Source organism: Gordonia sp. p3-SID1431, assembly GCF_025143765.1.
Lineage (GTDB): Bacteria > Actinomycetota > Actinomycetes > Mycobacteriales > Mycobacteriaceae > Gordonia > Gordonia hongkongensis.
In genome coordinates this window covers 151,588-178,373 of the sequence record NZ_JAMBDT010000001.1, presented here as the reverse complement: position 1 = coordinate 178,373, position 26,786 = coordinate 151,588, and the positions used below count along the sequence as shown (strand labels likewise).

Below are 26,786 nucleotides of genomic sequence, written 5' to 3'. Positions count from 1 at the left end.
CGGAGATGACCACCACCCGCACCCACGCACCCGACGACGTGGAGATCCTGCGTGATGACCACGGCATCCCGCACGTCCTCGCCTCGACGCCGCGCGGCGCTCTGTACGGACAGGGCCGGGCATGCGGCGAGGACCGGCGCTGGCAGATCGAGTTCATGCGGCTGCGCGCCGAGGGACGTACCGCCGAGGTCTTCGGGGCCGGCTGCGTCGAATGGGACACCTTCGCCCGCCGCGCCCAGCTCGACGTGGCGGCAAAACGCATCTTCGACGCATCGTCCACCCGCACCCGGGAACTGGTCACCGCCTACGCCGACGGCGTGAACAGCACCCTCGGCGACCTCGAGACGCCGGCTGCCGCACCGGAACTCGAGGCGTTGGCGCATCGTCCGCTGCCGTGGCGGCCGTGGACGCCGATCTCGGTGTTCATCATGCATCACGTGCTCTTCGGGCGGTTCACCACGAAACTCTTCCGCCTGCATGCCTGCCGCACGCTCGGTCAGGATGCGCTGCGGTTCTGGGACTTCGAGACGCGGGAGACCGACCCCACGGTGCCTGCGATGCCCGATGAGGCGTTCCTGGGGGAGATCCTCGCAATCACCCGCCCGGCGTCGCCCGAGCAACCCGCCCCGGCGGTGGACCTCGGCGATCCGATGTCGGGCAGCAACGCCTGGGGTGTGTCCGCCGAGCGGAGTTCGACCGGTGCGCCCATCGTCGCCGGCGACCCGCATCGATTCCTCGAACTGCCGGGCATCTATCAGCAGTTCCACCTCGCCTCGACAGGTCCGCACGAAGCATTCGACATGGCCGGGTTCGCCTTTGCCGGCGTCCCGGGAGTCCCGCACTTCTGTCAGGGCGACGACATCGCCTGGGGCATCACGAATGCCATGGGTGACTATCAGGATCTGTACCTCGAGCGATTGACGCGCGACGAGGCCGGCACGCTCCTGGTCGAGGTACCGGGCGGCGGGCGGGTGCCGGCCGGGGTGAGCACCGAGACGATCCTCGTCCGGGATGCCGAACCCGTTGCCGTGCAGCTCGTCACCACCCCGAACGGTGCCGTCGTCTTCGGCGGCCCCGACGAGTCGTTCGCGATGAGCATCCGGTCCCCGCTGCTCACCGAAGAGGTCACCTTCGACGCGCCGATCGACCTGCTCTTCGTGCGCACCGTCGCCGATGTCGAAGCAGCCCTGACGAAGTGGGTCGAGCCGGTCAACCGCGCGGTCATCGCCCACGCCGACGGCACCGTCGCCACCCACGTGGCCGGCCGGGTGCCGGTCCGCGCGCCCGAGAACTACTGGTTGCCGGTCCCGGGCTGGGACGAGCGCTACCAGTGGCGCGGATACGAGGCGGGTTCGCTCGGTGACCCCGGCTTCGACGCGACCCTCCGCAGCAACATCACCGTCACCGCCAACCAGCGGATGTCCGATGTGCCTGCGTTGCAACCGCTCACGAGTGAGTGCGTCGAACCGTTCCGCGCCGACCGGATCACCGCGCGACTCGACGGTCTCGGTTCGGTGACTCCGGCGGATTGCGCCGACATCCACACCGATGTCCGGCTCGAGCAGGCGACCGTCGTCCAGGAGTTGCTGTCACGTGTACGCGGCGCCGACGCCCAGGCCGAAGGCATCCGGGAGCGCCTGGTGGCGTGGGACCGGTCGATGACCGCCGACAGCACCGACGCTTACCTCTATGCCGAGTTCCGTACCCAATTGGTCCTCGGGGTCGCGAGTACCGACGTGCTCGCGCCGCTGCGCGGGCCGCACGGGTTCCCGGCGGTGTTCCAGCCGTGGTTCGTGCCCGAGCCCCGTCTCGCGACCGCGCTGACCTCCGTCGCCGCCAACACGGCGGGGATCGGCATCGACATCGAGGCCGTGGCGGTCGCCGCCCTCGATGCCGTGGTGGCCCGGATCGGGACCTTCGGTTCGACGCCCACGTGGGGCAGCGTCCATCGCCTGGCACCGATCCACGGATTCGACCTGGTCGGCGCGTCGCCGCAGCACCCGGATCTGTTCGCCAACCTTCGTCCGACTCCCCTGCCCCTGGCGGGGGACGCCGAGTGCGTCTTCGCCAACGCCGCGGCGGTCGGCACCCACCTGTGCATCACGGGTGCCGCCGCACGCTACGTGTGGGACCTCGCCGACCGCGGGGCGAGCCGCTGGATCGTCCCGCTGGGCGTGAGCGGTGATCCCCGTTCCGATCACTTCCAGGACCAGGCGCCGCGGTGGGCGGCGGGCGAGCTGATCGAGGTCGTCCGCGATTGGGATGTGTTGCGTGGCACGACCGCAGCAGCGTCGACGCCGTCCACCGCCACATCGACCGAGAGGGAGCCATGCCCGCGTTGACCGAAGCGCGACTGACGCTCTTGCGTCGTCGAATCGCGCAGACCGGCGAACCCGCCCGCACGGCCGCAGCTGACGAACCAAGGACCTCCGTGCCGTTCGGCGAGTTCGGCACCGCCGAACGGCGGATGTGGCGGATCTACGACCTGGATCCGGAATCGGTGTCGCACAACATCGGACTCGTCCTGCAGTTCGGCGGGACGCGAACGCTCCGATCGGTCGTCGACTCCGCCGAACTACTCGTCGAGCGCTTCGGGGTCCTGAGATCGGTGGTCGAGGTCGACAACGCGGGCACGCCGCGTCGCCGCGTCGTGTCGCACGCGGGATCGTGGGACGCATCGGGCACGGTGTGGACCTGGGGCCTGCCGGACGCGGAGGCAACCGGACCCGTCGACGATGCCGACGCGATCGCGACCTCGCTGACCCGCACGCCATTCGATCTGACGTCGGATGTGCCGCTCCGGCTTCGGGTCTCGGGTTCGGACGGCGACGTCACGATGATCCTCGTCGTCCACCATCTCGCCGTCGACGACACCTCATGGCCGCTGCTGCTGGGCACCCTGGTCTCGGGTTCGTGGCCCGGGGACGTCACCGCCGACTCCCGCCCGGTCACACCCGATTCCGCGGCCGTCGCGGCGGCCGCCGACGACGCGGTGCGCCACGCCCTCACGACCTGGGCCGCCGAGGACGTCCGCTATCCGCTCAGCGGCGAGTTGCCCACCGAGAGTGCCGCCGACAGTTGGCTCTCGCCGATGGACGACCGCGACGGCATCAAGATCGCCGCCCCGGTTGCGGCCGACTCGCTGGCCGCTTTCGGCCGGGTCGCCCAGACCGTCGGGGCCACCCCGAACGCGTTGCTGATCGGCGTGTGTTCGCTGGCCGCGTATGCCCTGACCGGCGCCGCCGATCACGTCCTGGTGGTGCCGGCCGACAACCGTCGTCGGACGCAGTCACCCCAGAACGTCGGATACTGCGGCAACATCATCCCGATGCGGTTCCGCATCGACCCCGACGCCACCGTCGAGCAGGCTCTCCGGGACGCGGGCGCAGTCATCTACCGATCGATGGAACACTCCGGCACCGACTTCGGGCCGATCCTCACCGCGTTGCGACAGCAAGGCGGCCGTTTTCCCGTCATCGAGATCATGGCGTCGGTCCGGCCCGCACCGCTGCGCGGGATCCCGCAACCCGCCGACGCCCCGGTCACCTGCCGGTCGGTGTTCAACGGGATCGCCAACTACCCGCTCTCGATCGCCTTCGAGGCCGACGACGAGAGCACCCACGTCGAGGTCGACCACCAACCGGGGATCGTCCCCGACACGGTGGCCGACCGCGCCACCGCAGTACTCACCGCACTCGTCGATCTGATTCCGACGTCGTTGCACCAGAACGTCTCCGCACTCGTCGAAACCCTCGCCGAGAGCGCACCACAGAAGGGCAGCGCCGGATGACCGGCCTGCCACCGCGCCACCGCGCACCAGAGTCAACAGGGGGGAACTCAGTGTCCGAAGACCGCCAGTCCGTATGGGGTGCCTCGCGATTCGCCCGTCCCGGCGATGGCTGGGCCGACGTCGGGCGCGGCTTGGCCGAGGTCGCGGCCGCGGTCGGCGACGACCATCACGGCGCCCCGCTGCCGAGCGGTGACCCCGTCGCGGTGCTCGGCGGGGTGACGGCACTACTCGGCCCGCACGGAGTTCCGGAGAACGGGATCGGCGAGTCCGAGGCGCTGACCCGACTCGCCCGCCTGGTGGCCGAGTTCGGACTGGACCTCACCCATCCGATGGCCGCGGCGCATCTGCAACCCGCTCCGCTGTCGGTCGCGGTCGCCGCCGACGCCCTGGCCTCGGCCACCAATGCCTCACTCGACACCTACGATTCCGGCCCGGCCACACTGGCGCTCGAGACCTGGACCGTACAGTCGCTGGCTCGTATGGCCGGGTTCGGCGAACATGCCGGCGGTGTCTTCAGTCCCGGTGGATCGATCTCGAATCTGCTGGCGCTCATGATCGCTCGCGACCACACCGCTGCCCGGCGGGGCATCGACGTGCGGCACGACGGCGTCGGCGCGTTGCACCGCCCGGTCGTCTTCTGCTCGCGCGTGGCGCACTTCTCGGTTCACCGCGCCTGTGCGGCACTGGGGCTGGGCGAGACCGCGGTCATCCCGGTCGAGGTCGACTCGCATCACCGGATGATCCCGGAGGCGCTGGAGACGGCCATCCGCGAGGCCGGCGCGGCGACCCCGCTGGCGATCGTCGCCACCGCGGGCACCACCGACTTCGGTACCGTCGACCCGCTCGGGGAGATCGCCGACATCGCCGAGCGGCACGAGATCTGGATGCACGTCGACGCCGCCTACGGATTCGGCTCGCTGTTCTCCGACCGCCTCGCCGGTCTGCTCACCGGCGTCGAACGCGCCGACTCGGTCACCCTCGACCTGCACAAGGTCGGTTGGCAGCCGGCGGCCGCGAGCCTCATGCTGCTGTCCGACGCCGATCGCTTCGTGTCCCTGAACCGTTCGGTGGCCTACCTCAACCCCGACGACGACGTGGAGGCCGGGTACAGCGGCCTCCTGGGTCAGACGCTGCAGACGACGCGACGTCCCGACGTCCTCAAGGTCGCGGCGACCCTGCTCGCCTACGGACGCCGCATTCTGGGTGACATGCTCGACAAGTGCAACGACCTCGCGGTGTACGCCGAACAGCGAATCGCCACCGAACTGCAGCTCGAGCTCATCGCACCGGTCACGTTGACCACCGTCGTGTTCCGGTATCGGTGCACCGATCTCGACGCGGTCAACGGCGAACTGCGGCGTCGGTTGATCGCCGACGGCAAGGCACTCATCGGCCGTACCCAGGTCCGGGTGCCCGGTGAGGAAGAGCCCCAGACCTGCCTGAAGCTGACCCTCCTCAACCCGGAAACCTCGGAGAGCGACATCGACGAGCTGTTCGACGAACTGTTGCGCGTCGCGCTCGAGGTGGAGTCGGAAGGCACCGCCGCACCCGGCGCGGAAGTCCACAGTGAAGAAATGGTGAGAGTGTCCGAATGACCCCAGAAGAGAAGACCACTGTCGAGAACGTAGACGTACTCGCGATCGGTTGCGGCCCATTCAATCTGGGCCTCGCCGCGCTCGCCTCGACGCTCGACGACGTGAACCTCCTGGTCGTCGACTCGCGAGACGAGTTCCGGTGGCATCCGGGCCTGATGTTCGACGACGCCACCCTCCAGGTGAGCTTCCTGTCGGACCTGGTGACGCTCGTCGACCCGACCCATCCGCTGTCGTTCCTGAACTACATGGCCGACATCGATCGCATGTACCGGTTCCTGGTACGCGAGGACTTCTTCCCGACCCGCATCGAGTACGAGGCCTACCTGCTCTGGTGCGTGTCCCGGCTCGACTCGCTCCGGTGGGGCACCACCGTCGACGACGTGGCCTGGGACGCCGAGGCCGACGCGTTCCGGGTGACCGTGCACACCGGCGCGAGCTCCTCGACGGTGATCGCACGACACGTGGTGGTCGGCATCGGCACCGAACCGCTCGTCCCGCAGGCACTCTCGTCGGATTCGCCCGCGGTGGTCCACAGCTCCGACTACCTGTTCAACCAGGAGAAGGCGCTCGCCGCCGAAACCGTCACCGTCATCGGCTCCGGCCAGTCGGGTGCCGAGATCGTCATCGATCTGCTGGAGGCGAACCTACGCGGCGGCCCCGCGGTCCGATGGTGGACGCGCACACCGTGGTTCGCGCCGCTGGACTTCACGAAGCTCTCGCTGGAGATGACCACGCCGGCCTACATGGACTACTTCCACAGCCTTCCCGAGGCCGCGCGGGATCGGGTTCGCCCGCAGCACTGGCAGTTCCACAAGGGCATTTCCACCGATACCCTGGAGCGTCTGCACGACCTGCTGTACCGGCGCCAGTTGCAGGACAAGCTCAACCCGGTGCAGCTGCGGATCTCGGTCGAGGTCGAGGGCATCGACACCCTCGCCGACGGCAAGCTCCGGGTCCGCGGCCGTCACCTCGACACCGGCTCCGAGCTGGCCCACACCACCGACATGGTCATCGCCAGTACCGGCTACCAGGCCCGCAGGGCGGACTTCCTGGCCCCGATCGAGTCTGCGCTGCACCGGGATTCGCGCGGACGCCTGGTCATCGGCGCCAACCACGAGATCGAGACCGACGACGCCCTGACCAACCGGATCTTCGTCGCCAATGCCGAGGAGCACGCGCACGGCGTCTCGGCCCCGAACCTCGACATCGGCGCGGTCCGCAACGCACGCATCCTGAACACCGTGCTGGGCCGCGAGGCCTACCGCCTGCCCAAGCACACCGCGTTCACCAGTTTCGGCGCCTCGGACGACGACGACATCGTCGCGCCGTAACCCGCTCGCCGGCTCACGGCCCGATTCGCCACGTGCGGCTCGGGCCGTTGTCGTTGTTGCGAAGTGGCTTCGACACGGCTCCTCGCTGCGCTCGTCGCCTGCTCAACCAGCGGGGGTGATCCGCTGCGCTCGTCGCCTGCTCAACCAGCGGGGGCGATCCGCTGCTCCCTGAGGTGCGAGGAGCGATAGCGACGGGCACCCCCTGCTCCCCGAGGTGCGAGGAGCGATAGCGACGGGCACCCCCTGCTCCCTGAGGTGCGAGGAGCGATAGCGACGAGCCACGAAGGGTCCGGTGCCCCCGAAAACCAACTCGCCCTCCGCATTCCGCGGAGGGCGAGTTCGTTCCAGACCGAGCTCAGTTGGACGCCGCGGCGAACGACGGCTTCAGCAGGTCGAGGACGTACGGGATCGAGTTCGGCGTCGGCGCGTTGAGACCCGTGATCTGCGACTGGGTCATGAACGTGACGGCGTTGTCCTTGACCGCCTTCAGGTTCTTGTACCCGGGCAGCGACTTCAGGGTCTCCGCCTGCTCGGGGGTGGCCGTGGCCACGACGAGCACGTCGGCGTCGAGCATCGGGATGTTCTCGGTGCTCAGCCCGAACCGCGGCTGGCCGGTCCGCTGGTACTCGGCGACCAGCTTGGGAGCCATCTTCATCCCGAGCGAGGTGAACAGCTTTCCGGCGCCGTCGTTCTCGTCACCGAGCACCGACAGCTGGTCGTTGCCGTACATGAACGCGAACGCGTAGGTCTTACCCTTCAGATCCGGGTACTCCTGCGCCACCGCCGCGATCTTCGCGTTGGTGTCGTCGATGATCGACTTCGCCTTCTCCGGGTCGTGCAGCACGGTGCCCATCACCGTGACCATGTCCTGCCAGGGATCGATCTCCTGGTCGCTGATGGCGTTGACCGTCGGGGCCAGCTTCGAGATCTGCTGGAACTCCGGACTGTCCGAGGCGAAGCCGGGTGCGAAGATCAGGTCCGGGTTCAGCTTGGCGATGGTCGTCGCGTCGTCGCCCTTGGTGGGGTCGACGAACGTCGCGTCGGCCAGCTTCTCGCCGTACCACGGCTGCATCTCGCCGGTCGCCGACTTCGAGTAGTCGTAGTACCCGACCGGCGTCTCACCGAACGACAGCACGACGTCGGTCCATTGGTCTCCCAGGGTCACGATCCGTTCCGGGGTGTCCGGGATCGTCACCGACCGGCCGTCCGGCAAGTTGAGTTGAACGGTGCCACCGGCGGATTCGTCATCCGAGCTCGAGCAACCGGCCAGCAGGCCCGCGAACAGGAGTGCACTCGCGGCGAGTGCGCCCAGGCGTGGTCGTGAAATCACGTGAAGATCCCCCAATGGGTTGTCGGTGTCGTCCGGCGGACCGGACCGTGTCACCCCGCGCGGTCAGAGCGAGCAGGGCAGCAGGACGAATCCCGCGATGGTGCAGACGCTTCGGTTGGAGAGCTTCCACTTGTTGCCGCTCCACACGAACGTCATCGAGCGATTCTGGCTACCGCGGCCGACCACGCTGATCTGCAGCGGAGCGGTCAGCGTGTTGCCGCTGACCTGGACGGGTCCCACCATCTGGTAGCTGAGCCCGACATTGCCGTAGGTCGTGATCGCGCGGGCGACGAGGTCGATCTGACGGAGCGCACGCTCACCGCCCTCGAGTTCGGCGGCGCGTGCGGCGCGGCTGCCGTTGGAGTTCATGACGATGCGGACTTTGGTGTTGAGCTGTCCGGGCGTCAGCGCGGCCGGGCCGGCGGCAACGCTCTGCTGCGGGGCGGCCGTGGTGCCCGGCGCGGGAGCAGGTGCGGGGGCCGCACCCGGAGCCGGCGCGGCTCCTTCACCGGGAGGACCGACCGGTCCACCGATCGCTCCGCCGCCTTCGGGCACGTTCTCCGTCGGGGCCGCCGCCGGCGCTCCGGCCGGTGCGCCGGCGGGCGGGAGCTGACCGGGGACGGGCTGCTGGCCGGCAATGCCCTGCTGCGGTAGCGCGGTCTGCGCGGCACCGAGGTTGACGACGGTCGGCTGTGCGGCGGTGGCGGAGTCGTTGCGCTCGCTCACCACGATGCCCACCACGCCGATCGTCACGACGATCGCGGAGATGATGGCAGCGACGCCTGCCGACGCCAGGACGGTCGGGACGCTGACTCCGCCCGATCGGCGAGACGAACCGGTCTCCGACTCGCGGTGATCGACCCCCGAGTAGTAATCGGCCCCGGCCGGGTCCTGGTAGTTGACGTCGTTGCTCATGTTGTTCTTTCTCCGTGTATGTCTTCGCCCCCGCCGAGCCGACGGCCACCTGTGTATGTTGCAGCCCTCGGACCCCGGATTACAAGGCAAGCCTAAGCTCGCACCCCCGTCAGGTCGACGGGAGGGCCTCCTGAAGTACTTCGTCGAGCGCGGACACGAATCGTTCGGCGTACCCGGGTAGCGCCTGCGCGTCGGTGACGACGCCGAACGTGGTGGTGTGTCCGAGGATCAGGGTCGTCACCGACAGCGAGTAGCCCGCGAGCGGCGACAACGGTGTCAGGGTGACGATCGAACGCCCCAGCACCGACCGGACCCGCGAGAACCCGGGGTTGATGCCGATGTGGATGTCGGGGTGCATGTGGGACATCGACGCGTTCACGATCGCGCGTTGCAGACCCCACAGCGGGGCGCGCGGCAGATCGTCGGCGGCGGCCAGGTACAGCTCCGGCTTGCGCGTTGCGATCGCCTCGAGTTCGCTTCGCGCACGGCCGATCTGACGCGACAGATCGGGCTCGTTGCCGAGCAGGTTGAGGAGCGCGACGGATACCGCGTTGCCGGTGTGCCGGAACTCGTCGTCGAGGGTCACCGGCAGTGTCACGCGGACGACGTCGGCCTGTGGGGACGCGGGCGGGTTGAGGCTGATCGCCCGGCCGATGGCGGCGAGGAGGAACTCGTGAACGGTCGCGCCATTGCCCTTGGCCGCCTTGCGCAGCGTCCGGGTCGACGCGGAGAACAGGGCGTACTCGCGCTCGCCCGACTTCGTCAGTGCGGGCCAGGCCCGTTTCTTGCCACCGCCGGCCGCGTGCTGGTCGCCATAGGCAGCCTTCGCCTCTTTGAGTTCCTCGGGATCGATGCCGCTGATCCGGAAGCGCGGACTGGTGGCGAATCGCTCGAACTCCGCGAGATCGTCGGGCTCCCCGTCGGCGAGGAGGGCGGCGAAGGCCGCGCCCGCAATGCCGTCGGAGATGCTGTGGTGCACCCGGAGCAGGACCCACTGTCCGACACCTTCGGCACCCGCCGACGGCGTGAAGAGGGTGATGTCCCAGAACGGGCGCGGGCGCGGCAGCGGCGACTCGAGCAGTTTCGTCACCCGGCGCTGGAGATGGGCGCGGTCGGTGAACCCGAACTCGGTCACGTGTTCGCCGGCATCCCAGCTGTCGTCGGCGAGCACCACTTCGGGCTTGCGCCAGCGGCCGTTGCGGATGCCCAGCCGGAAGATCTCGAACAGCCCGGCCCGCTCCCGGACCCGCGTCCGCACCTCGTCGAGGCCGAGCAACGCCCCGTTGCTCTCGAGCTGCAGGATCATCGACCAGTGCATGGGCGCGCTGTCTTTGTCCATGTGCAGATAGGTGTGGTCGGGCGGCGCGAGTTCGGTGACACGCGCGTCGGCCGGTGCCTGGCTGGCTGGGCTGTTCATGGGATGACCGCCTGGGTGAGAGGGACGATGGCTCGAGCGCTTCAGGACACCGGCGAACCGGTGCCGTGGAGTTCGGAGTCGACGAACATGGCCTGGTACCGCTCGGTGTCGGGTTTCATCGCCGCCGCGACCAGTTCCCACAGCACCTCGTCGGTGCCGCCGCCGACGCGGGCCAGTTTCATGTCCCGCCACCAGCGACCGATGGGGGATCCGGTCTCGAGGTAACCGATCCCGCCGAAGATGTGCAGGCACTCCGACGCGACCTCTTCCCCGAGGTTGGCGGCGGTGGCCTTCAGCGCCGCGGCGGTGCGCAGGTTGATCTTGCCCTCCGCGGCGACACCGGCCAGCGAGTAGCGCAGGACGTCGACCCTGGCCTGCAGATCGGCGACGCGCAGGCGGAGTGCCTGGTGGTCGTAGAGCTTCTTGCCGAACTGGGTGCGCTCCACCATCCGGGCAAGCGTCACGCCGATCATCACGTCGCACGCGGCGGCGATCTGGGCGGCCACCGAGTACCGCTCGTGCGCCAACCCCCAGCTGATGATCGCCAGGCCCGTCCCCGGCCGGGCGATCAGCGCCTCGTCGGGGATCCAGGCGTCGATGGTCACCGGCGCGGTGTCGAGGGGCCCGGCGCCGAGTTTGGCATACGGCTTCCCCACCGTCACCGACTCGATCGGGACGGCGGCCAGCGCCACGTTGCCGCCCACGTCGGGACCGTCGTCGACGCCCCGGCAGACCACGAACACGTGGTCCGCGATCGGCGAGAGAGACACGAACTTCTTGTGCCCGACGACACGGAACCCGCCGTTCTCCGGCAGGATCCGGGTCTCGGAGTTCTGTAGATCCGACCCGCCCTGCTCTTCCGACACCCCGATGCACAGCACGGTCTCGGCGGTCAGGGCGCGCTGGGCCAGGTCTCTGAGGTAGTCGTTGCGGCCGAAGCGGCGGAGGATGGCGATGGCCGAATCGTGCAGGCTCACACCCACTCCGATGGCCGCGGAACCCAGCGCGCCGAGATGTGCGCCGAGGGCGAAATGGTCGTGGAGGTCGGTGACCTTGCGGTCCTCCCACTTGCGGACGAAGACGCCCTCGGCACCGAGGTGTTCGAGCAGGGGCCGCGGGAATCGGTGATCCCGCTCGGCCTGCGCCGTCCAGGCCGTCACCTGCTCGTCGAACGCGGCGTCGAGCAGTTCGGCGTACGTCTGCACTGGGGTCTCCACAGTCATGTCGGGTCCGGGTCCTCTCAGGCCGGGGTGCCGGCCTTCGACCGGATGAGGTCCTCGAGGTCGCCGACGGTCTTGGACTCGAAGAGCTCCCGTTCCGACAGCTTCACGCCGAGACGCTCTTCGATCGCCACCACGCCGATGGCGAACGCCACCGAGTCCAGCCCGAGGTCGTCGATCAGCTTCGAGTCGCGGCTGATGTCGCCGAGCGCGAGGTCGAGGTCCTCTTCGAGGATGCCGCGCAGGGCTTCGGTGATGTGGTCGGACATGTGGTGGCTCCTGGGGTGGTGATGTTTGGTCGAAAGTATCGGTCGGTCAGCGCGGGACCACGTACGGGGCGACGCTGGCCAGCTTCTCGCAGGTCTCGGTGAATTCGCGCTCCGGCGTGGACTGGGCGACGATCCCGGCACCGGCACGCAGCCATGCGCCTTGCCCGGACGAGAAGATGGTGCGCAGGGCAAGGGTCGCCTCGAGCTCGCCCGTCGACGAGGCGGTGAGGATCGCGCCGGAGTACAGGCCGCGGCGTCGGGGCTCGAGACGGTCGATCGCCTCCACGGCCGGGGTCTTGGGGATGCCCGACGCGGTGATCGACGGGAACACCACCTCGAGTGCACGCCACGGCGTTTCGTGATCGGCGAGGGTCCCGCGCACGGTCGAGGCCAGATGCTGGACGCTCCCGCGCTCACGAACCTCCATGAACTCGCTCACGGCCGTGGTGTCCGCAGTGGCGATCGAGGAGATCTCGTCGAAGCACGCACGTACCGACATGGCGTGCTCGGCGATCTCCTTGGCATCCGAGAGCAGGTCGGCGCGGGCCGCCGCGTCCTGCTCTTCCGAGATTCCGAAAGCCCTTGTGCCGGCCAGTGGTTCGGTGACCACGGTCCGGTCGTCGTGCACCGCGACCACGAGTTCGGGACTGAACCCGGCCGCCTGCAGGTCACCGAGCGAGAGCAGGTAGCTCCGGGCGGGGTTGTTGTCGGCGCGGCCGCGGGCGTAGGTGGCGGGGATGTCGACCTCGAACGGGATGTCGACGGCACGCGAGAGGATCACCTTCTGGTACCGGCCGGCTTCGATCTCGGCGACAGCCGTGGCCACACGGCCGCGGTAGTCGTCCGGGTCGGACTGCACATCCACCGGCCGCGACTCGACGGAAACGGTTGCTCGCGAAGCGATCTCGAGGAGACGACCGGCACGCTCGGCGTCGAGCGACGCGGTGTCGACCCCGTCAGCATCGACGGTCGCCTCGAACTCGGGAACGATGAGGTGCGCCAGCACCGTGTCCTCGGGAACGCGCTCGAGGATGCCGTGATAGGGCGCGCAGAAGTCGAAACCGACCCAGCCGTAGACGCGCCAGTCGGGAATCGACAGCGACGCGGTCGCGGCGGCGAGCGCGTCGGCGGGGTCGCCGTGCCAGGGCGTCGTCGTGCGGTCGCCCTGATCGTCGACGATGACCTCGCTGCGTGTGATCACCACGCGGGCGCGGACACCGGCTGCGAAGGTCCAGCGCCGGTCACGCTCGTAGACGACATGGTCGCCGAATTCGCCGGAGCGGGCCCAGGCCGCCGTGATCCGCGCGGCATCGAACTCGCTCAGCGGCGAGGCCGGCGCGAGCAGGTCGACGAACTGCGCGGCGTGCGATTCGGTTGTCAGCGACATGTCCTTCGTTCCTCCGGTCGTGATGCACTCGAGCACCGATGATCATAGGGAATCTTAGGGCAGCCTAATCAAACAATCCCCCGCGGGTCGACAACCGGCCTCCCGCCCTGCATCGACCGGTAAGGTTACCCTATCCTGCCTGTGTTTCAATGAACTCATGCCGACGCATCTCGACGCCGCGACCGATCTGCTCGAAGGTTTCGCTCCCCACACCGACGCACAGGCACAGAAGTACCGCGACGCCGGCGTCTTCCTCGACCGCCCGTTGTTCGCCGGCCTCGATCTGGCCGCCGAGCGAACTCCCGACTCCCCTGCGCTGACCGACGCCTCCACCGACGGGCCGCGCACGCTCACCTATACCGAGTTCCGCGACGCCACCCTCCGTCGTGCCGCCGGTTTCGTCGCGGCCGGACTGCGGCCGACGCAACGGGTCGTGTTGCAGCTGAACAACTCCCTCGACTTCGCGGTCACCCTGTACGGCCTCCTACGCGCGGGTGTCGTTCCGGTGATGACGCTGCCCGCGCACCGGATCACCGAGATCGCCCATCTCGCAGCCGGTGCCGGCGCGGTCGCCTACATCGGTGAGGACGGCCGCCGGGGGTTCGACTACCGCGAGCTCGCGACCGAGCTGCAGTCACGGGTGCCCGACGTCGCGCAGGTCTTCATCTCCGGCGAACCGGGTCGATTCACACCGCTCCCCGACGCCGATCCCGCCTCGGTCGAGCTCCCGGCTGCCCCCGACGCCGGGCTACCCGCCCTGTTCCTCGTGTCGGGGGGCACCACCGGACTGCCGAAACTCATCGCGCGCACGCACGACGACTACGACCTCAACGCCCGGCTGTCCGCGGACGTCGCCGGCCTCACCGCCGACGACACCTACCTCGTCGCCCTGCCGGCCGCGCACAACTTTCCGCTGTGCTGCCCGGGAATACTGGGCGTCTTCGGTGCGGGCGGCCACGTCGTCTTCGCCGACAACCCCAGCCCGGACAACACTTTCGACCTCATCGAGCGGCACCGCGTCACGGTGACCGCGCTCGTCCCCGCGCTCGCGCAACTCTGGTGCGCGGCGACCGAGTGGGAGCCGGCGGACATCAGCTCCCTGCGCCTGCTGCAGGTGGGCGGCGCCAAACTGGCCCAGTCCGACGCCGTCGCCCTCGACGCGGCCCTCGGCCCCGTCGTCCAGCAGGTCTTCGGCATGGCCGAGGGGCTGATCTGCTACACCCGGACCGACGACCCACGCGACCTGGTCCAGCAGGTGCAGGGGGCGCCGATGTCGGAGCTCGACGAGGTGCGGGTGGTCGACGAGGACGGCGCCGACGTCCCCGACGGCACAGAAGGTGAATTGCTGGTACGCGGCCCGTACACGATCCGCGGTTACTACCGCGCCGCTGCCCACAACGAGAAGTCCTTCACACCGGACGGGTTTTACCGGTCCGGGGACAAGGTCACCCGGCTGCCGTCGGGGCACCTGGCCGTGACCGGCCGCATCAAGGACACCATCGTGCGCGCCGGGGAGAACGTCGCCGCCGACGACGTCGAGGAGAACCTCCTCGCCCACGATTCGGTCCGGCAGGTCGCGGTGGTCGGGCTGCCCGACGATGCGCTCGGTGAGAAGATCTGTGCGGCAGTCGTGCTCTCGCACGAACACCCCCCGGCCCGACCGCTCGAGCTGGCGACGATCCGTACGTTCCTCGCCGAACGCGGTCTCGCGTCCTTCAAACTGCCCGACGTGGTCCGCGTCGTGCAGACACTGCCGGTCACCGCAGTAGGCAAGATCGACAAAAAGGTGCTCCGCGAGACATTGCTGTCGGAGCCGTCGGCGGGCTGAGCCGAGTCGGAGCCCGTTCCTCACACCGGCGCGAGCGCGACCACCGCTCCCTCTAATCCGAAAGAAGCGCATAACCCCTGCTCCCTGAGGTGCGAGGAGCGATAGCGACGAGCCTCGAAGGGTCCGGCGAGGAATGTTCTGGAGCCGCCGAGGCTTACCTTCGGATCACACCGGCGCGAGCGGCACGATCCCGGGATGGCTGTCGAGGTAGCGCTTGGTGAACGTGCACACCGGCCGGAGGCGGGCACCCTGTTCGCGGGTGTATTGCACGGCGCTACGGGTGAGTCGCGTGGCGAGTCCGTGTCCGCTGTATTCGTCGTAGAGCACGGTGTGCAGCACGGTGATGGTGGTCTGACCGTCCGCCGACTCGGTCGAATAACCGAGCACGCCGACCAGGTCGCCGGCGACCCAGAGTTCGAATCGGTCGCGGTCGGGATTGTGTACCACCTGCGAGATCTGTTGCAGGATGGACTTTGCCGACTGTGGTGGTCGCTGACGATGCTTGCGTAGCACCCGACCCTCCTCACCTCGTGATCGCGGACATCGGATCACCGGCGCGTACCTGCCACACGCGACAGCGCCACCCCTGTGATCCGGGTCACACGGTACCTTACGGAACCGTAACTGCCGACCCCGATCGTGTGATCGTCGCAAATCGATACGGTCTTCCCCACCCGCACGACCCGACCGGACGATGCGATGTAGGGTGGCGGACGCACGACAACTACACACCGCGGGGGCTCTCACGATGACCGAGGGCTGAGATGGCGACGGGCGGTCGCCGACCGCTCGAACCTGTCCGGGTAATGCCGGCGTAGGGAGACCAGCCATGGGCACACGTGTATCCACCACCCGCAACAGCAGCGCACCCGCCGATTCCGGGTTCCTGACCCTCGGCCCGATCGAGGGCAGCGCCAAGCACTACCTCGCCGTCGACGACCTGCGTGTGCCGCAGCGTCGAATCCAGCTCACCAACGGCGAACACCTCGACGTCTACGACACCTCCGGCCCCTACACCGATACGGCGGCGCACATCGACGTCGAGAAGGGCCTCACCCCCACCCGCGACAGCTGGCATCGGCCCGACCCGATCGACGGCGCGAGCACCCAGCTGGCCTGGGCGCGTGCCGGCATCATCACCGACGAGATGCGGTTCATCGCCGCCCGGGAGGGCGTCGACGCCGAACGGGTCCGGTCGGAGGTCGCCATCGGCCGCGCGGTCATCCCGGCCAACCACCGCCACCCCGAGTCCGAACCGATGATCATAGGCAAGAACTTCGCGGTGAAAGTCAATGCGAACATCGGTAATTCGGCGGTGCGCAGCTCGATCTCCGACGAGGTCGAGAAGATGGTGTGGGCCACCCGCTGGGGCGCCGACACGATCATGGATCTCTCGACCGGCGCCGACATCCACACCACCCGCGAGTGGATCATGCGTAACTCGCCGGTCCCCGTGGGGACGGTTCCGATCTACCAGGCGCTGGAGAAGGTCAACGGCGATCCCGCCTCGCTGACCTGGGAACTGTATCGCGACACAGTCATCGAGCAGGCGGAGCAGGGCGTCGATTATATGACCGTCCATGCCGGTGTCCTGCTGCGCTACGTTCCGCTGACCGCGAAGCGGGTGACGGGCATCGTCTCGCGCGGCGGTTCGATCATGGCGGCCTGGTGTCTCGCGCACCACCGGGAGTCGTTCCTGTACACGCACTTCGACGAGTTGTGCGAGATCTTCCGCCGCTACGACATCACGTTCTCCCTCGGCGACGGCTTGCGCCCCGGATCGATCGCCGACGCGAACGACGAGGCCCAGTTCGCCGAACTCCGCACTCTCGGCGAGCTGACCGCGATCGCCAAATCGCATGGTGTGCAGGTCATGATCGAAGGCCCCGGGCACGTCCCGATGCACAAGATCGCCGAGAACGTGCGCCTGGAGGAGGAGCTGTGCGAGGAGGCCCCCTTCTACACCCTGGGTCCGCTCGCCACCGACATCGCGCCGGCCTACGACCACATCACCTCGGCCATCGGCGCGGCGATGATCGCTCAGGCCGGCACCGCGATGCTGTGCTACGTGACTCCGAAAGAGCATCTAGGACTTCCGGACCGCGACGACGTCAAGGTCGGCGTGATCACGTACAAGATCGCGGCGCACTCGGCCGACCTGGCCAAAGGCCACCCGCGGGCACAGGAACGCGACGACGCACTGAGCAAGGCGCGCTTCGAGTTCCGCTGGACCGACCAGTTCAATCTCGCCCTCGACCCCGACACCGCGCGCGCATACCACGACGAGACGCTACCCGCCGAGCCCGCGAAGACCGCCCACTTCTGCTCGATGTGCGGACCCAAGTTCTGCTCGATGCGGATCTCGGCGGACGTCCGCGCCTACGCCGAGGAGCACGGTCTCGTCACCGCGGACGACATCGACCGGACTATCGCCGAGGGCATGGCCGCGAAGTCGGCCGAGTTCGCCGAGGCCGGTAACCGCGTGTACCTCCCGCTCCAGACGACCGGCGGCGCCTGATGCGCACAGACGACGCACGACGACGCACAGTCGACGCGAATCAGCGCACGGTCGACGAACAGGCCTACACGGGACTCCCGCTGTCACCGCCCGGAACGGCCCCGGTACGGGTCCTGACCATCGCTGGTTCGGACTCCGGCGGGGGCGCGGGAATACAGGCAGACATGCGCACCTTCGCCCTGCTCGGGGTGCACGGGTGTGTCGCGGTGACCGCGGTGACGGTCCAGAACTCGGTGGGCGTGAGCGGGTTCGAGGAGATCTCACCGCAGACCGTGGCGGCGCAGATCGACTCCGTGTCCGGTGACATCGGTGTGGCCGCGGCGAAGACCGGGATGCTCGCGTCGGCGCCCATCATCGAGGCCATCGTCGAGCAGTGCCGCACGAGCGGTATCGGCCGGGACACATCCGTTCCGCTGGTGGTCGATCCGGTGTGCGCGTCGATGCACGGCAACCAGCTGCTCGCCGACTCGGCACTCGACACCCTGCGGCACAGCCTGTTTCCCCTCGCGACGGTGGTGACCCCGAACCTGGACGAGGTTCGCCTGATCACCGGGATCGAGGTCACCGATACCGCGTCGCAACGCGACGCGGCCAGGGCGCTGCTCGATCTCGGGCCGCGCTGGGCGCTGGTGAAAGGCGGGCACCTGCGAAGCTCGGACCACTCCCCCGATCTGCTCTACGACGGCGACCAGTTCATCGAGCTCAGCCACGAACGCATCGACACCCCGCATGACCACGGCGCCGGCGACACCCTCGCCGCCGCGATCGCATGCGCGCTGGCCCACGGGCACGACGTTCCCGCGGCGGTCGGCTTCGGCAAGGACTGGGTGACCCGCTGCCTGGCCGCTGCGTATCCACTGGGCGCCGGCCACGGTCCGGTCAATCCGCTGTGGCGTGTGGGCGCCGGGTCGGCGGACTGACGCGACGCCGGTCCCGAACCGGAGAACAGACAACGCTCCCCGACGGCGACCGGCGCCATCGGGGAGCGTTGTCTGTGTCGAGGGACCGTCAGGCGGTTCCGCTGAGGGCCTTGCTCTTCAAGTGCTCGAACTCCTGAGGTGTGATCGCGCCCGAGTCGAGCAGGTTCTTCGCGTCGGCGATCTGCTGGGTCGGCGAGGTGCCTGCGACGGACCGGATGTACTCGTCGGACGCCTGCTTGGCCTCGCTGTAGGCCTCACGCTGACGCTCGGCCATCCCCTTGCCCTTGGCGAGCAGGTACACGATGGCGGTGAGGTACGGGAGGAAGATCAAGAAGACAATCCAGGCCGCCTTCTGCCAGCCCGACGCGGCCTTGTCCCGGAACAGGTCGCTGATGATGTGCCACAGGACGATCAGGTAGGCCACGAACGCGAAGATGACGATCGTGTACCAGATGAAGTCCCAGAATGAATCCCACATCGGAGTGTCTCCCTTGTCTAGAAGAAATCGGCGAGTTCAGAGCCGAGCACATGAACCGTTATGAAGCATTACACAGCACCGACCTCGACACCGTGACGAACTGGAAAGATGTTCGTGAAATCGTGTGAAAAGACCATTGCGGGCGCAATTCCTCCGATTTCGCCCCTCACGATCACAACTTCGCGAAGGGCGACATGGAATCTCACCCGGTAGGTATCGAGAAGGTCGAGCTCGGTCTCGACACGTTCGGGGACATCACCGCCGAACCCGACGGCACATTGCGCTCGGGGTCGCAGACCCTGCGCGATCTGCTCGAGCAGGCCATCCTCGCCGACACGGTCGGCGTCGACTTCCTCGGTGTCGGTGAGCATCACCGGGACGACTACGCGGTGTCGGCACCCGAGGTCGTACTCGGCGCCATCGCGGCGCGCACCACCCGGATGCGTCTCGGTTCGGCCGTCACCGTCCTGAGTTCCGATGATCCGATCCGCGTGTTCCAGCGGTTCTCGACAGTCGATGCGTTGTCGTCGGGTCGTGCCGAGGTGATCCTCGGGCGCGGGTCGTTCACCGAGTCGTTTCCGCTGTTCGGTTTCGACCTCTCCGATTACGAGGAACTGTTCAGCGACAAGCTGGCCCTGTTCGCCGAACTGCGCACCGGCCGACCGGTCTCCTGGTCGGGTTCCACGCGCAGTCCTCTGCAGTCCCAGACGGTCTACCCCGAACTCGAGAACCCGCCCCTGCCGACGTGGATCGCGGTCGGCGGCAGCCCGGAGTCGGTGGTACGTGCCGCGTCGTACGGCCTGCCGCTCATGCTCGCGATCATCGGCGGCGACCCACTGCGCTTCAAGCCGTACGTCGATCTCTATCACCGCGCCCTGCGCGAGATGGACAAGCCGCTGATGCCCGTCGGCGTGCACTCACCGGGACATGTCGCCGACACCGACGCGCAGGCACGCGACGACCTGTGGCCGCACTACCGCGAGTACGTCGGACGCATCGGTCGCGAACGCGGCTGGCCGCCCCCGACCCGCATCGAGTTCGAGCGGTCGACCGGACCCGGCGGCTCGCTCTACGTCGGGTCGCCCGACACCGTTGCCCGCAAGATCGCGTCGACCGTCCAAGCTCTGGGACTGAGCCGATTCGACCTGAAGTACTCGCACGGGACACTCGGCCACGCCGAGCTCATGCGCAGTGTCGAGCTCTATGGGACGCAGGTCATCCCGCGGGTGCGCGAACTGCTCAGCGTCGGGTCAGGGTGAGCTGGAAGTCGCCCGCGGGATCGGTCCACGCCGACACGACGGACAGTCCGGCCGACTCGAGTTCTTCCGCGAGCGCCCCCGGCTGGAACTTGGTGCTGATCTCGGTGTGGATCTCGGTTCCCGCGGGCACCCGCCACGATCGGCCCAGCACACCGAAGTACGCGTCGACGTCCCGTCGGGCACGTAGCCACATCTCGACGCGGTGCTCGCCCGGATTCCAGCGGGCGATGTGTTCGAAGTCGTCGGCGTAGAGCCCGCGAGCGTCGAGGCCGGCACGGAGCACCTCGATCATGTTCCGGTTGAAATCGGCGGTCACACCGGCACTGTCGTCGTAGGCGGCGACGAGCCGCCCGGTGTCCTTGACGAGGTCGGTGCCGAGGAGAAAGTAATCACCCGGGGACAACGAGCCGACCATCGAGCGATAGAACTCCGCGCGCGCAGCAGGATCGAAATTGCCGATAGTGCCACCGAGGAACACCGCGAGGCGCGGGCCGTCGGCGGGCGGGAGATCCAGGTCGGGCTCGGTGAAGTCGGCGACCACGGGGACGACGTCGATCCCGGGATAGTCGACGGCGAGCACTTCGGCTGTCGTCGTGAGCATCTCGGTGCTGACGTCGACGGGGACGTAGGTCGGACGCTCACCGTCGGCGGCCGCGTCCACGAAGGCGTCGAGCAGCAGACGCGTCTTGGTCGATGTGCCCGAGCCCAGTTCGACGATGACGTCGGCACGGGTCGTCGAGGCGATCTCGGCCGACCGCGCGCGCAGGATAGCGGTCTCGCGGCGGGTGGGATAGTACTCGGGCAGACGGGTGATCTCGTCGAAGAGCTTGCTGCCGCGCTCGTCGTACAACCACTTCGTCGGGAGGACCGGCGGTTGCTGCCACAATCCCGAGAGTGCGTCTGCGGCAAGGCCCCCGATGGCCGTCTCCCCGGTGGTCGCCGTCACCGGGGTGTCGCTGTCGAGGCTCATCGGGCCAGCCGGAGTCCCGAGAAGACCCAGCGCGACGGCGCCGGGAAGAAGTTCCGGTACGTCAGTCGTTCGTGACCCACAGGCGTCACCGCGCTCGCCCCGCGCAGCACATGCTGGTCGGACATGAACTTGCCGTTGTATTCACCCACCGCGCCGTTGGCGGGCACGAAGCCGGGATAGGGCAGGTACGCACTGGCCGTCCACTCCCACACATCCCCGATCATCGCCGCACCGACGCGGCCGGGATGACATCGGTCCGGGTCGAGCAGGGCCCCGCGCTCGGTACCCAGTGAGCCGGCAGCGATCTCCCACTCGAATTCGGTGGGCAGCCGGGCCCCCGCCCAGCGGGCGTAGGCGTCGGCCTCGTAGAACGAGACGTGCAGGACGGGCTCGTCGGGCACGATCCGCCGCCGACCGGACAGGGTGTACGTCGTCCAGTCCGACGGGTCGGTGGAGCGCGCACCCGTTTCGTCGCGCCAGTATCCCGGTGCGTCCCATCCGGTCTGGCGGATGGTCGCCCACCCGTCGGACAACCAGAATTCGGCGCGCCGGTAACCGTCGTCGGCCATGAACTCCAGCCAGTCGGCGTTGGTGACCGCGCGGTCGGCGATCTCGAAGTCCTCGAGATACACCCGGTGTCGGGGGCCCTCGTTGTCGTACGAGAACCCGCTGCCCAACGCGCCGATCTCGTTGACGCCCCCCTCGAACTGCCGCCAGCCCAACGCTTTCGCGATGCCCGGTTCGTCGGGTTCGCGATCGACGTACACCGGCCCGAACGCATTCGTGGAGAAGAGATGCTTGATGTCCATGAGCAGCAGCTCCTGATGCTGCTGTTCGTGATTGAAGCCCAGTTCGACGAGTTCGAGCGCGGCCTCGTCGAGGTCTCCGCGTTCGAGAAGGTCCACCATCGCGGCGTCGACATGCTCACGGTAGCGGGTCACATCGCGGACACCCGGCCGCGTGACGAGGCCGCGATCAGGTCGTGGATGCCGTTCTCCCACAGCCTCGTAGTAGCTGTTGAACAGGTACCGGAACGTGTCGTCGTAGACCTTGTACGCGGGGTCACGCCGCAGGATGAACTCCTCGAAGAACCAGGTGACGTGCGCCCGGTGCCATTTCGCCGGGCTCGCCTCGGTCATCGACTGCGGTGTCTGGTCCTCGGGCGAAAGCCGTTCGGACAGCGTGTCGGTCAGGGCGCGGACGTCGAGGTAGCGACGCGCGACATCGGTGACGACACCGTTCGCCGGCGGGCTCTCGGCGGACCGGGTGTCTGTGGACTGGGGACGAACCGACGGTTCGGTGATGCTCACTGGATAACCTCCCGTGGCAAAGCCTGGAGCGGCCGGCGACGACTTCGCCGATCTCCGCATCCATCGTCATGACGCTTGCCGTTCCTGTCAACGCACACGCGCTTGATAGGCCTCGACGTGTCGTCGTCAACTCGGGGTTGACGCGATCGACTCGTCAACCTACGGTTGACGCATGCCCCAGAATTCAGTCTCCATCCGCCTCGACGACCTGATCCATGCCATCCGCAAGGTCCACGAGGACCCGCTGGACCAACTCTCCGACGCAGTGGTCGCCGCCCAGCACCTGGGCGACATCGCCGACAGCCTGATCGGTCACTTCGTCGACCAGGCCCGCCGCTCGGGAGCATCGTGGACCGCCATCGGCACCAGCATGGGCGTGAGCAAACAGGCCGCTCAGAAGCGGTTCGTCGATCGGGTGTCGTCCGCGGGCGAGAACGATGCTCCCGGCGCGGACAACCCGTTCTCGCGTTTCACACCTCGGGCCGCGAACGTACTGATGGCCGCGAACGCGGCAGCTGCCGCGGGCCGTGCCGAGCACGTGACCCCGGCCCACATCGCGCAGGCCCTCACGGCCGAACCGAAGTCCCTCGTGTTCCATGTGTTGCGGGACTCCGGCGTCGACGCCGACACCTGGCGTGCGGCCATCGCGCCGCTGCTCCCGGCACCGCGGGACATCGCCGACGACGAAGCAACGAGCGTGGTGCCCTACGACGACGCGTCGAAGTCGGTCTTGGAGTCGACCGTCGGCGCCGCCCTCGATCTCGGGCACAACTACATCGGCACGGAGCATCTCCTGCTCGGCTTCTTCGCCGATGGCACGCTTGCCGAGGCGATGAGCGCGCTGGGCCTCACGGCCGACGCCGTCCGCTCGACCATCGTCGCGACGTTGGCGCAGGTACTGGAGCAACCCGGCGCCGGGAGCGAAGCGAGCGGGCCGAATCAAACCGGCCCCGGGAGCGAAGCGAGCGGGCCGAATCAAGCCGGCGCCGGGAGCGAAGGGAGCGGGCCGGGTCAGACCGACTAGTCCGAATCGGAGATGTAGTGCACCGCAGCCTCTTCCGCGGAGGCTCCGGCGCCGTCGATCCCGGCGTCCTCGGCGACGGCGTCCGACTCGGTGTCGATACCCGATCCGGCGTCCGGGGCGATGAGACGTCCGGCGCGGCGGTCCCCGACCTCGTCGTCTTCCTCGAACTCGTCGTCACGATCGGAATCGTGTGCGCGCCAGTCGGTCCGCGCACGTTCCTCGGCGGTGATCTCGTCGAGCGGATCGACCGCTCCGACGTCGGGTTCCTCTTCGGCCAGCCGCTCGTCGAGCGTCTCGCCCTCGGCCTGCTCGCGAGAGGTCAGCCCGTGGACGGCGCCCTTGGGCGCATAGTCGGGCGGTGAGTACCCCTCGTCGAGGACGTCGTCGACGCCGCGGTCGTCCAGAGTGTCCTCCGGCTGCAGTTGGTCGTCCTCGTCCAGGCTGTACTCGCCGTCCGAACCCTCCGGGGTGCTACCGATGTCGTCCTTCATCCTTGCCACGATGCCAGCCCGCCGGGAGTCCTGCCAGGACGACCCGATGGCGCGACGTGGCCGACCGCTGTCGGTCGCGCTCACCCGGTTCGGCCGAATCGCCGATGCCGGCGTGCCGGATCGGCGACAATGTCGAGGGTGATCGAGGAAATGCAGGCCGAGGCCCGGGCGCTGCTCTCGGCCGGTGAATACGACCACGCGCTGGCCGAGTTCTCCGTGCTCCGCGAGATCAGATCGCGCCGCGAGGGACCGTATTCGGTGATGTATCTGTCCAATCTGCACGACTGCGTCCGCTGCATGTCCCATCTCATGCTGTGGTCCGACGCCAGCCACCTGTGTCGTGAACTGCACGGCAAGTACGTGCGCACGCACGGGCGCGCCGAAGCCGACACGGTCGACGTCGCGAAGCACTGGGCTTGGGCGCTCGTGCACCTGCACGACTATTCGCCGGCCGTCCGGTTGTACCTGCTGACCGCCGACGCGCTCTGGGAGTCCGATCCCGCCCAGGCGCAACGTCTGCTCGGCGCGGCGGTGGTCCACCGGCACGACACCGATCCCCTCGCGCTGATCTCGCCGGGACTCATCGACGGAGTCGGACTCCGTCACGCCGACGAGGAGCGAGAACTGCTCACGCGCCTGGTCGATAGGTTGGCCGATGGTGGCGGCGCCCCGGCGAGCGCGACCACCATCGACGGTCTGGCTCTGGTGTGAGCCGTCAGACGACGTCTCGGCGTCGGCGTCGCATGATGTAGCTGTCGGCGCCCATCCGGCCGGCCGAGGTGTAGCCGACGGCCAGCAGGCCCGCGATCAGCGCGAGCGGCCACTCGTAACCGCCGTCCATGTTCCAGAACCCGGCGTCCCAGTGCACGAACACGATCGCGCCGATCATATCGGCGATCAGCAGGGTCGCGACGATGGGCAGCAGCAGTCCGAGGATCAGCAGGATGCCGCCGATCAGCTCGACCCATGTCGCGTAGTACGCGGCGAGCTCTGGGTAGGGGATGTCCATGCCGGCCGGGCCGAATGCCGCCTTGGTGGCGTCCATACCCTGGGTGACCAGCTTCTGCCACCCGTGGGCGATGAAGATGATGCCGAGTATCAGGCGCGCGAGAAACTGCGCCACACTACCGAATCCGCTCATTCCGCACTCCTCGAATCGATCGGGCGGGCCGGCTGTGCCGCCGCCAGGTACTCTCTCAGTGTCCGGGACAGCATCGCCCCGTCGCGGGTGAACAGCCGAATCGAGACGTCACCACCGAACCGCAACCGCTTCGTGACCGGTCGCAGCGCGTCGCCGACGCGACTCGTCGAGGCGCGCCGCCGCACGTCAGCCCGCCGGGGCAGAACGGAGTAGGAGTCGAGAGTGCCGGGAAAGTCTGGGCTGGGTTCACGTGGCAACTCCGGGCAACCCGTGCTGGGGGCACCCGCCGACGTCCTCGATACATATCTGCCCGACAACGGCAATCTGGGCTATCGCATCTCTCGATACGATCTGGAACTCGAGTACAAGGTGTCGAGCAATCGACTCGAGGGCACCGCGATCCTGACCGCGACGTCGTATGCCGAGCTCAAGCGTTTCACCCTCGACCTGGCGAGCTCGCTGTCGGTGCAACGGGTGTCGGTCAACGACAAGCGCGCCCGCTATTCGCATCGTCGGCACAAGCTGACCATCACCCCCGACACTCCACTCCCCCCGGGCGGGGCGATGACCGTCACCGTCCGATACCACGGCAGTCCGCATCCGATCCGCGGCCCGTGGGGTGAGGTCGGTTGGGAGGAACTGACCGACGGCTCGCTCTGTGCGAACCAGCCCAACGGGGCGGCGTCGTGGTTCCCCTGCGACGACCACCCGAGCGCCAAGGCGCCGTACCGGATCTCGATCACCACCGACAGCCCGTATCACGCGCTCGCCAACGGCGTCCTGGAGTCCAAGCGGGTCCGCGCCGCGCAGACCACCTGGGTCTACGAGCAGGTGGAACCGATGCCCACCTACCTGGCGTCGATCCAGATCGGTCAGTACAAGCAGATCTCGTTGGCGTCCAAACCGATTCCGGTCTCGGGCCTCGTCCCCTCGCGACTCGAGGAGAACTTCGGGGTCGATTTCGGTCAGCAGACCGAGATGATGTCCGCGTTCGTCGAGATGTTCGGGCCGTATCCGTTCCCCCAGTACACCGTCGTGGTCACCGACGACGAACTCGAGATCCCCATCGAGGCACAGAGTTTCTCCACCTTCGGGGCCAATCACTGCGACGGCAGCCGGCACGCGGAGCGGTTGATCGCCCACGAGCTCGCGCATCAGTGGTTCGGCAACTCGGTGACCGCGGCCCGCTGGCGCGACATCTGGCTCCACGAGGGTTTCGCCTGTTACGCCGAGTGGCTGTGGAGTCAGCACTCGGGCGGCCGCAGCGCCGACGAATGGGCGCGTCACTACTACGCGAAACTCGAATCGTCGCCGGTGCGTGTGCCACTCACCGATCCCGGTCCGCGCAAGATGTTCGACGACTGGATCTACAAACGCGGCGCACTCACCCTGCACGCACTGCGGCTGACCATCGGTGACGGCGACTTCTTCGCGCTGCTGCAGCGGTGGACCGACAAGTATCGGTACGGCTCGGTGACCACCGAGGACTTCATGGCGCTCGCCGCCACCCACTCGTCGAAGCCGCTCAAGGATCTCTGGGACGACTGGCTGTTCACGCCCGAGTTGCCGCCGTTCCCGGGTCCTTCCTGAACC

General features: G+C 68.2%; 23 protein-coding genes and 1 riboswitch. Of the genes, 11 read left to right on the top strand and 12 right to left on the bottom strand.

Translation table 11 applies throughout. The features are described from left to right. Positions 1-5: 5 nt before the first annotated feature. From M4D77_RS00910 to M4D77_RS00895, 4 genes are read left to right on the top strand one after another with little or no spacing between them, the layout of a single operon-like run. Positions 6-2,342 carry a penicillin acylase family protein gene (locus tag M4D77_RS00910; protein ID WP_159369983.1) on the top strand — a complete coding sequence of 779 codons (2,337 nt, stop codon included), beginning with the start codon at positions 6-8 and terminating at the stop codon, positions 2,340-2,342. Further along, positions 2,330-3,790 (top strand): condensation domain-containing protein, encoded by a 1,461-nt coding sequence (locus M4D77_RS00905; RefSeq protein WP_259935329.1) that lies wholly within the window; start codon positions 2,330-2,332, stop codon positions 3,788-3,790. The genes M4D77_RS00910 and M4D77_RS00905 overlap by 13 nt, the downstream gene beginning before the upstream one ends. A gap of 50 nt (positions 3,791-3,840) precedes the next feature. After that, the gene (locus tag M4D77_RS00900; protein WP_259935328.1) at positions 3,841-5,385 is read left to right on the top strand and encodes a pyridoxal-dependent decarboxylase; all 1,545 of its coding nucleotides are present in this window, start codon (positions 3,841-3,843) and stop codon (positions 5,383-5,385) included. Beyond that, entirely contained in the window at positions 5,382-6,716 is a 1,335-nt protein-coding gene (locus tag M4D77_RS00895; RefSeq protein ID WP_226512345.1) for a lysine N(6)-hydroxylase/L-ornithine N(5)-oxygenase family protein, read from the top strand. The genes M4D77_RS00900 and M4D77_RS00895 overlap by 4 nt, the downstream gene beginning before the upstream one ends. A gap of 355 nt (positions 6,717-7,071) precedes the next feature. Here the strand turns inward: M4D77_RS00895 and M4D77_RS00890 are convergent, their stop codons facing one another. From M4D77_RS00890 to M4D77_RS00865, 6 genes are all read right to left on the bottom strand, one after another. Next, entirely contained in the window at positions 7,072-8,046 is a 975-nt protein-coding gene (locus tag M4D77_RS00890; RefSeq protein ID WP_058251432.1) for an ABC transporter substrate-binding protein, read from the bottom strand. Between the two features lie 63 nt (positions 8,047-8,109). Next, positions 8,110-8,961, bottom strand: coding sequence for a hypothetical protein (locus M4D77_RS00885; protein WP_259935327.1), 852 nt, complete (start codon positions 8,959-8,961; stop codon positions 8,110-8,112). Between the two features lie 109 nt (positions 8,962-9,070). Continuing rightward, entirely contained in the window at positions 9,071-10,378 is a 1,308-nt protein-coding gene (locus M4D77_RS00880; protein ID WP_259935326.1) for a wax ester/triacylglycerol synthase domain-containing protein, read from the bottom strand. 41 nt (positions 10,379-10,419) lie between these two features. Continuing rightward, positions 10,420-11,601, bottom strand: coding sequence for an acyl-CoA dehydrogenase family protein (locus M4D77_RS00875; protein WP_259935325.1), 1,182 nt, complete (start codon positions 11,599-11,601; stop codon positions 10,420-10,422). 17 nt (positions 11,602-11,618) lie between these two features. Continuing rightward, positions 11,619-11,867 carry an acyl carrier protein gene (locus M4D77_RS00870; protein WP_058251371.1) on the bottom strand — a complete coding sequence of 83 codons (249 nt, stop codon included), beginning with the start codon at positions 11,865-11,867 and terminating at the stop codon, positions 11,619-11,621. 46 nt (positions 11,868-11,913) lie between these two features. Beyond that, positions 11,914-13,254 carry a salicylate synthase gene (locus M4D77_RS00865; protein WP_259935324.1) on the bottom strand — a complete coding sequence of 447 codons (1,341 nt, stop codon included), beginning with the start codon at positions 13,252-13,254 and terminating at the stop codon, positions 11,914-11,916. A gap of 157 nt (positions 13,255-13,411) precedes the next feature. Here M4D77_RS00865 and M4D77_RS00860 point away from each other — a divergent pair, with 157 nt between their 5' ends. Then, entirely contained in the window at positions 13,412-15,082 is a 1,671-nt protein-coding gene (locus M4D77_RS00860; protein ID WP_259935323.1) for a (2,3-dihydroxybenzoyl)adenylate synthase, read from the top strand. Positions 15,083-15,247: 165 nt separating this feature from the next. Here the strand turns inward: M4D77_RS00860 and M4D77_RS00855 are convergent, their stop codons facing one another. After that, positions 15,248-15,595 carry a GNAT family N-acetyltransferase gene (locus M4D77_RS00855; protein WP_159369972.1) on the bottom strand — a complete coding sequence of 116 codons (348 nt, stop codon included), beginning with the start codon at positions 15,593-15,595 and terminating at the stop codon, positions 15,248-15,250. Positions 15,596-15,814: 219 nt separating this feature from the next. Further along, positions 15,815-15,904, top strand: a riboswitch (TPP riboswitch). A gap of 7 nt (positions 15,905-15,911) precedes the next feature. Between M4D77_RS00855 and thiC the strand changes: the two genes are divergently transcribed. Continuing rightward, positions 15,912-17,600, top strand: coding sequence for a phosphomethylpyrimidine synthase ThiC (gene thiC, locus M4D77_RS00850; RefSeq protein ID WP_238995007.1), 1,689 nt, complete (start codon positions 15,912-15,914; stop codon positions 17,598-17,600). Beyond that, positions 17,600-18,520: a bifunctional hydroxymethylpyrimidine kinase/phosphomethylpyrimidine kinase gene (gene thiD, locus M4D77_RS00845; RefSeq protein WP_159369971.1), complete on the top strand. Its 921-nt coding sequence runs from the start codon at positions 17,600-17,602 to the stop codon at positions 18,518-18,520. The genes thiC and thiD overlap by 1 nt, the downstream gene beginning before the upstream one ends. Positions 18,521-18,608: 88 nt before the next feature. Here thiD and M4D77_RS00840 read toward each other — a convergent pair whose 3' ends face one another. Further along, entirely contained in the window at positions 18,609-18,998 is a 390-nt protein-coding gene (locus M4D77_RS00840; protein ID WP_065630488.1) for an SHOCT domain-containing protein, read from the bottom strand. Between the two features lie 194 nt (positions 18,999-19,192). Between M4D77_RS00840 and M4D77_RS00835 the strand changes: the two genes are divergently transcribed. Beyond that, the gene (locus M4D77_RS00835; RefSeq protein ID WP_065630489.1) at positions 19,193-20,257 is read left to right on the top strand and encodes an LLM class flavin-dependent oxidoreductase; all 1,065 of its coding nucleotides are present in this window, start codon (positions 19,193-19,195) and stop codon (positions 20,255-20,257) included. On the opposite strand, the gene egtD is transcribed toward M4D77_RS00835, so the two are convergent. Both egtD and egtB read right to left on the bottom strand, forming a co-directional pair. Further along, positions 20,238-21,227: an L-histidine N(alpha)-methyltransferase gene (gene egtD / locus M4D77_RS00830; protein ID WP_065630490.1), complete on the bottom strand. Its 990-nt coding sequence runs from the start codon at positions 21,225-21,227 to the stop codon at positions 20,238-20,240. The genes M4D77_RS00835 and egtD overlap by 20 nt on opposite strands. Beyond that, positions 21,224-22,537 (bottom strand): ergothioneine biosynthesis protein EgtB, encoded by a 1,314-nt coding sequence (gene egtB / locus M4D77_RS00825; RefSeq protein WP_259935322.1) that lies wholly within the window; start codon positions 22,535-22,537, stop codon positions 21,224-21,226. The genes egtD and egtB overlap by 4 nt, the downstream gene beginning before the upstream one ends. A 172-nt stretch (positions 22,538-22,709) precedes the next feature. Here egtB and M4D77_RS00820 point away from each other — a divergent pair, with 172 nt between their 5' ends. Then, positions 22,710-23,561 carry a Clp protease N-terminal domain-containing protein gene (locus M4D77_RS00820; RefSeq protein ID WP_137808606.1) on the top strand — a complete coding sequence of 284 codons (852 nt, stop codon included), beginning with the start codon at positions 22,710-22,712 and terminating at the stop codon, positions 23,559-23,561. Here the strand turns inward: M4D77_RS00820 and M4D77_RS00815 are convergent. Then, positions 23,558-24,052, bottom strand: coding sequence for a DUF5709 domain-containing protein (locus M4D77_RS00815; RefSeq protein WP_058251378.1), 495 nt, complete (start codon positions 24,050-24,052; stop codon positions 23,558-23,560). The genes M4D77_RS00820 and M4D77_RS00815 overlap by 4 nt on opposite strands. 129 nt (positions 24,053-24,181) lie before the next feature. On the opposite strand from M4D77_RS00815, the gene M4D77_RS00810 reads away from it, so the two are divergent. Then, positions 24,182-24,763 (top strand): hypothetical protein, encoded by a 582-nt coding sequence (locus M4D77_RS00810; protein WP_171011523.1) that lies wholly within the window; start codon positions 24,182-24,184, stop codon positions 24,761-24,763. Positions 24,764-24,767: 4 nt separating this feature from the next. On the opposite strand, the gene M4D77_RS00805 is transcribed toward M4D77_RS00810, so the two are convergent. Beyond that, positions 24,768-25,193, bottom strand: a complete 426-nt coding sequence (locus M4D77_RS00805) for a DoxX family protein (protein WP_058251379.1) — start codon at positions 25,191-25,193, stop codon at positions 24,768-24,770. A gap of 222 nt (positions 25,194-25,415) precedes the next feature. Here M4D77_RS00805 and M4D77_RS00800 point away from each other — a divergent pair, with 222 nt between their 5' ends. After that, positions 25,416-26,783, top strand: a complete 1,368-nt coding sequence (locus tag M4D77_RS00800; protein WP_137808608.1) for a M1 family metallopeptidase — start codon at positions 25,416-25,418, stop codon at positions 26,781-26,783. Positions 26,784-26,786 lie beyond the last annotated feature (3 nt).

Excerpts from the sequence above, each read along its gene's own strand:
- M4D77_RS00810 (WP_171011523.1), top strand. The coding sequence starts at position 24,182 with ATGTCGAGGGTGATCGAGGAAATGCAGGCCGAGGCCCGGGCGCTGCTC.
- M4D77_RS00835 (WP_065630489.1), top strand. The coding sequence starts at position 19,193 with ATGGAATCTCACCCGGTAGGTATCGAGAAGGTCGAGCTCGGTCTCGAC.
- thiC (WP_238995007.1), top strand. The coding sequence starts at position 15,912 with ATGGGCACACGTGTATCCACCACCCGCAACAGCAGCGCACCCGCCGAT.
- M4D77_RS00815 (WP_058251378.1), bottom strand. The coding sequence starts at position 24,052 with ATGAAGGACGACATCGGTAGCACCCCGGAGGGTTCGGACGGCGAGTAC.
- M4D77_RS00860 (WP_259935323.1), top strand. The coding sequence starts at position 13,412 with ATGCCGACGCATCTCGACGCCGCGACCGATCTGCTCGAAGGTTTCGCT.
- M4D77_RS00870 (WP_058251371.1), bottom strand. The coding sequence starts at position 11,867 with ATGTCCGACCACATCACCGAAGCCCTGCGCGGCATCCTCGAAGAGGAC.
- M4D77_RS00820 (WP_137808606.1), top strand. The coding sequence starts at position 22,710 with ATGCCCCAGAATTCAGTCTCCATCCGCCTCGACGACCTGATCCATGCC.
- thiD (WP_159369971.1), top strand. The coding sequence starts at position 17,600 with ATGCGCACAGACGACGCACGACGACGCACAGTCGACGCGAATCAGCGC.
- egtD (WP_065630490.1), bottom strand. The coding sequence starts at position 21,227 with ATGAGCCTCGACAGCGACACCCCGGTGACGGCGACCACCGGGGAGACG.
- M4D77_RS00865 (WP_259935324.1), bottom strand. The coding sequence starts at position 13,254 with ATGTCGCTGACAACCGAATCGCACGCCGCGCAGTTCGTCGACCTGCTC.
- M4D77_RS00895 (WP_226512345.1), top strand. The coding sequence starts at position 5,382 with ATGACCCCAGAAGAGAAGACCACTGTCGAGAACGTAGACGTACTCGCG.
- M4D77_RS00805 (WP_058251379.1), bottom strand. The coding sequence starts at position 25,193 with ATGAGCGGATTCGGTAGTGTGGCGCAGTTTCTCGCGCGCCTGATACTC.
- M4D77_RS00875 (WP_259935325.1), bottom strand. The coding sequence starts at position 11,601 with ATGACTGTGGAGACCCCAGTGCAGACGTACGCCGAACTGCTCGACGCC.
- M4D77_RS00880 (WP_259935326.1), bottom strand. The coding sequence starts at position 10,378 with ATGAACAGCCCAGCCAGCCAGGCACCGGCCGACGCGCGTGTCACCGAA.
- M4D77_RS00840 (WP_065630488.1), bottom strand. The coding sequence starts at position 18,998 with ATGTGGGATTCATTCTGGGACTTCATCTGGTACACGATCGTCATCTTC.
- M4D77_RS00885 (WP_259935327.1), bottom strand. The coding sequence starts at position 8,961 with ATGAGCAACGACGTCAACTACCAGGACCCGGCCGGGGCCGATTACTAC.
- M4D77_RS00905 (WP_259935329.1), top strand. The coding sequence starts at position 2,330 with ATGCCCGCGTTGACCGAAGCGCGACTGACGCTCTTGCGTCGTCGAATC.
- M4D77_RS00910 (WP_159369983.1), top strand. The coding sequence starts at position 6 with ATGACCACCACCCGCACCCACGCACCCGACGACGTGGAGATCCTGCGT.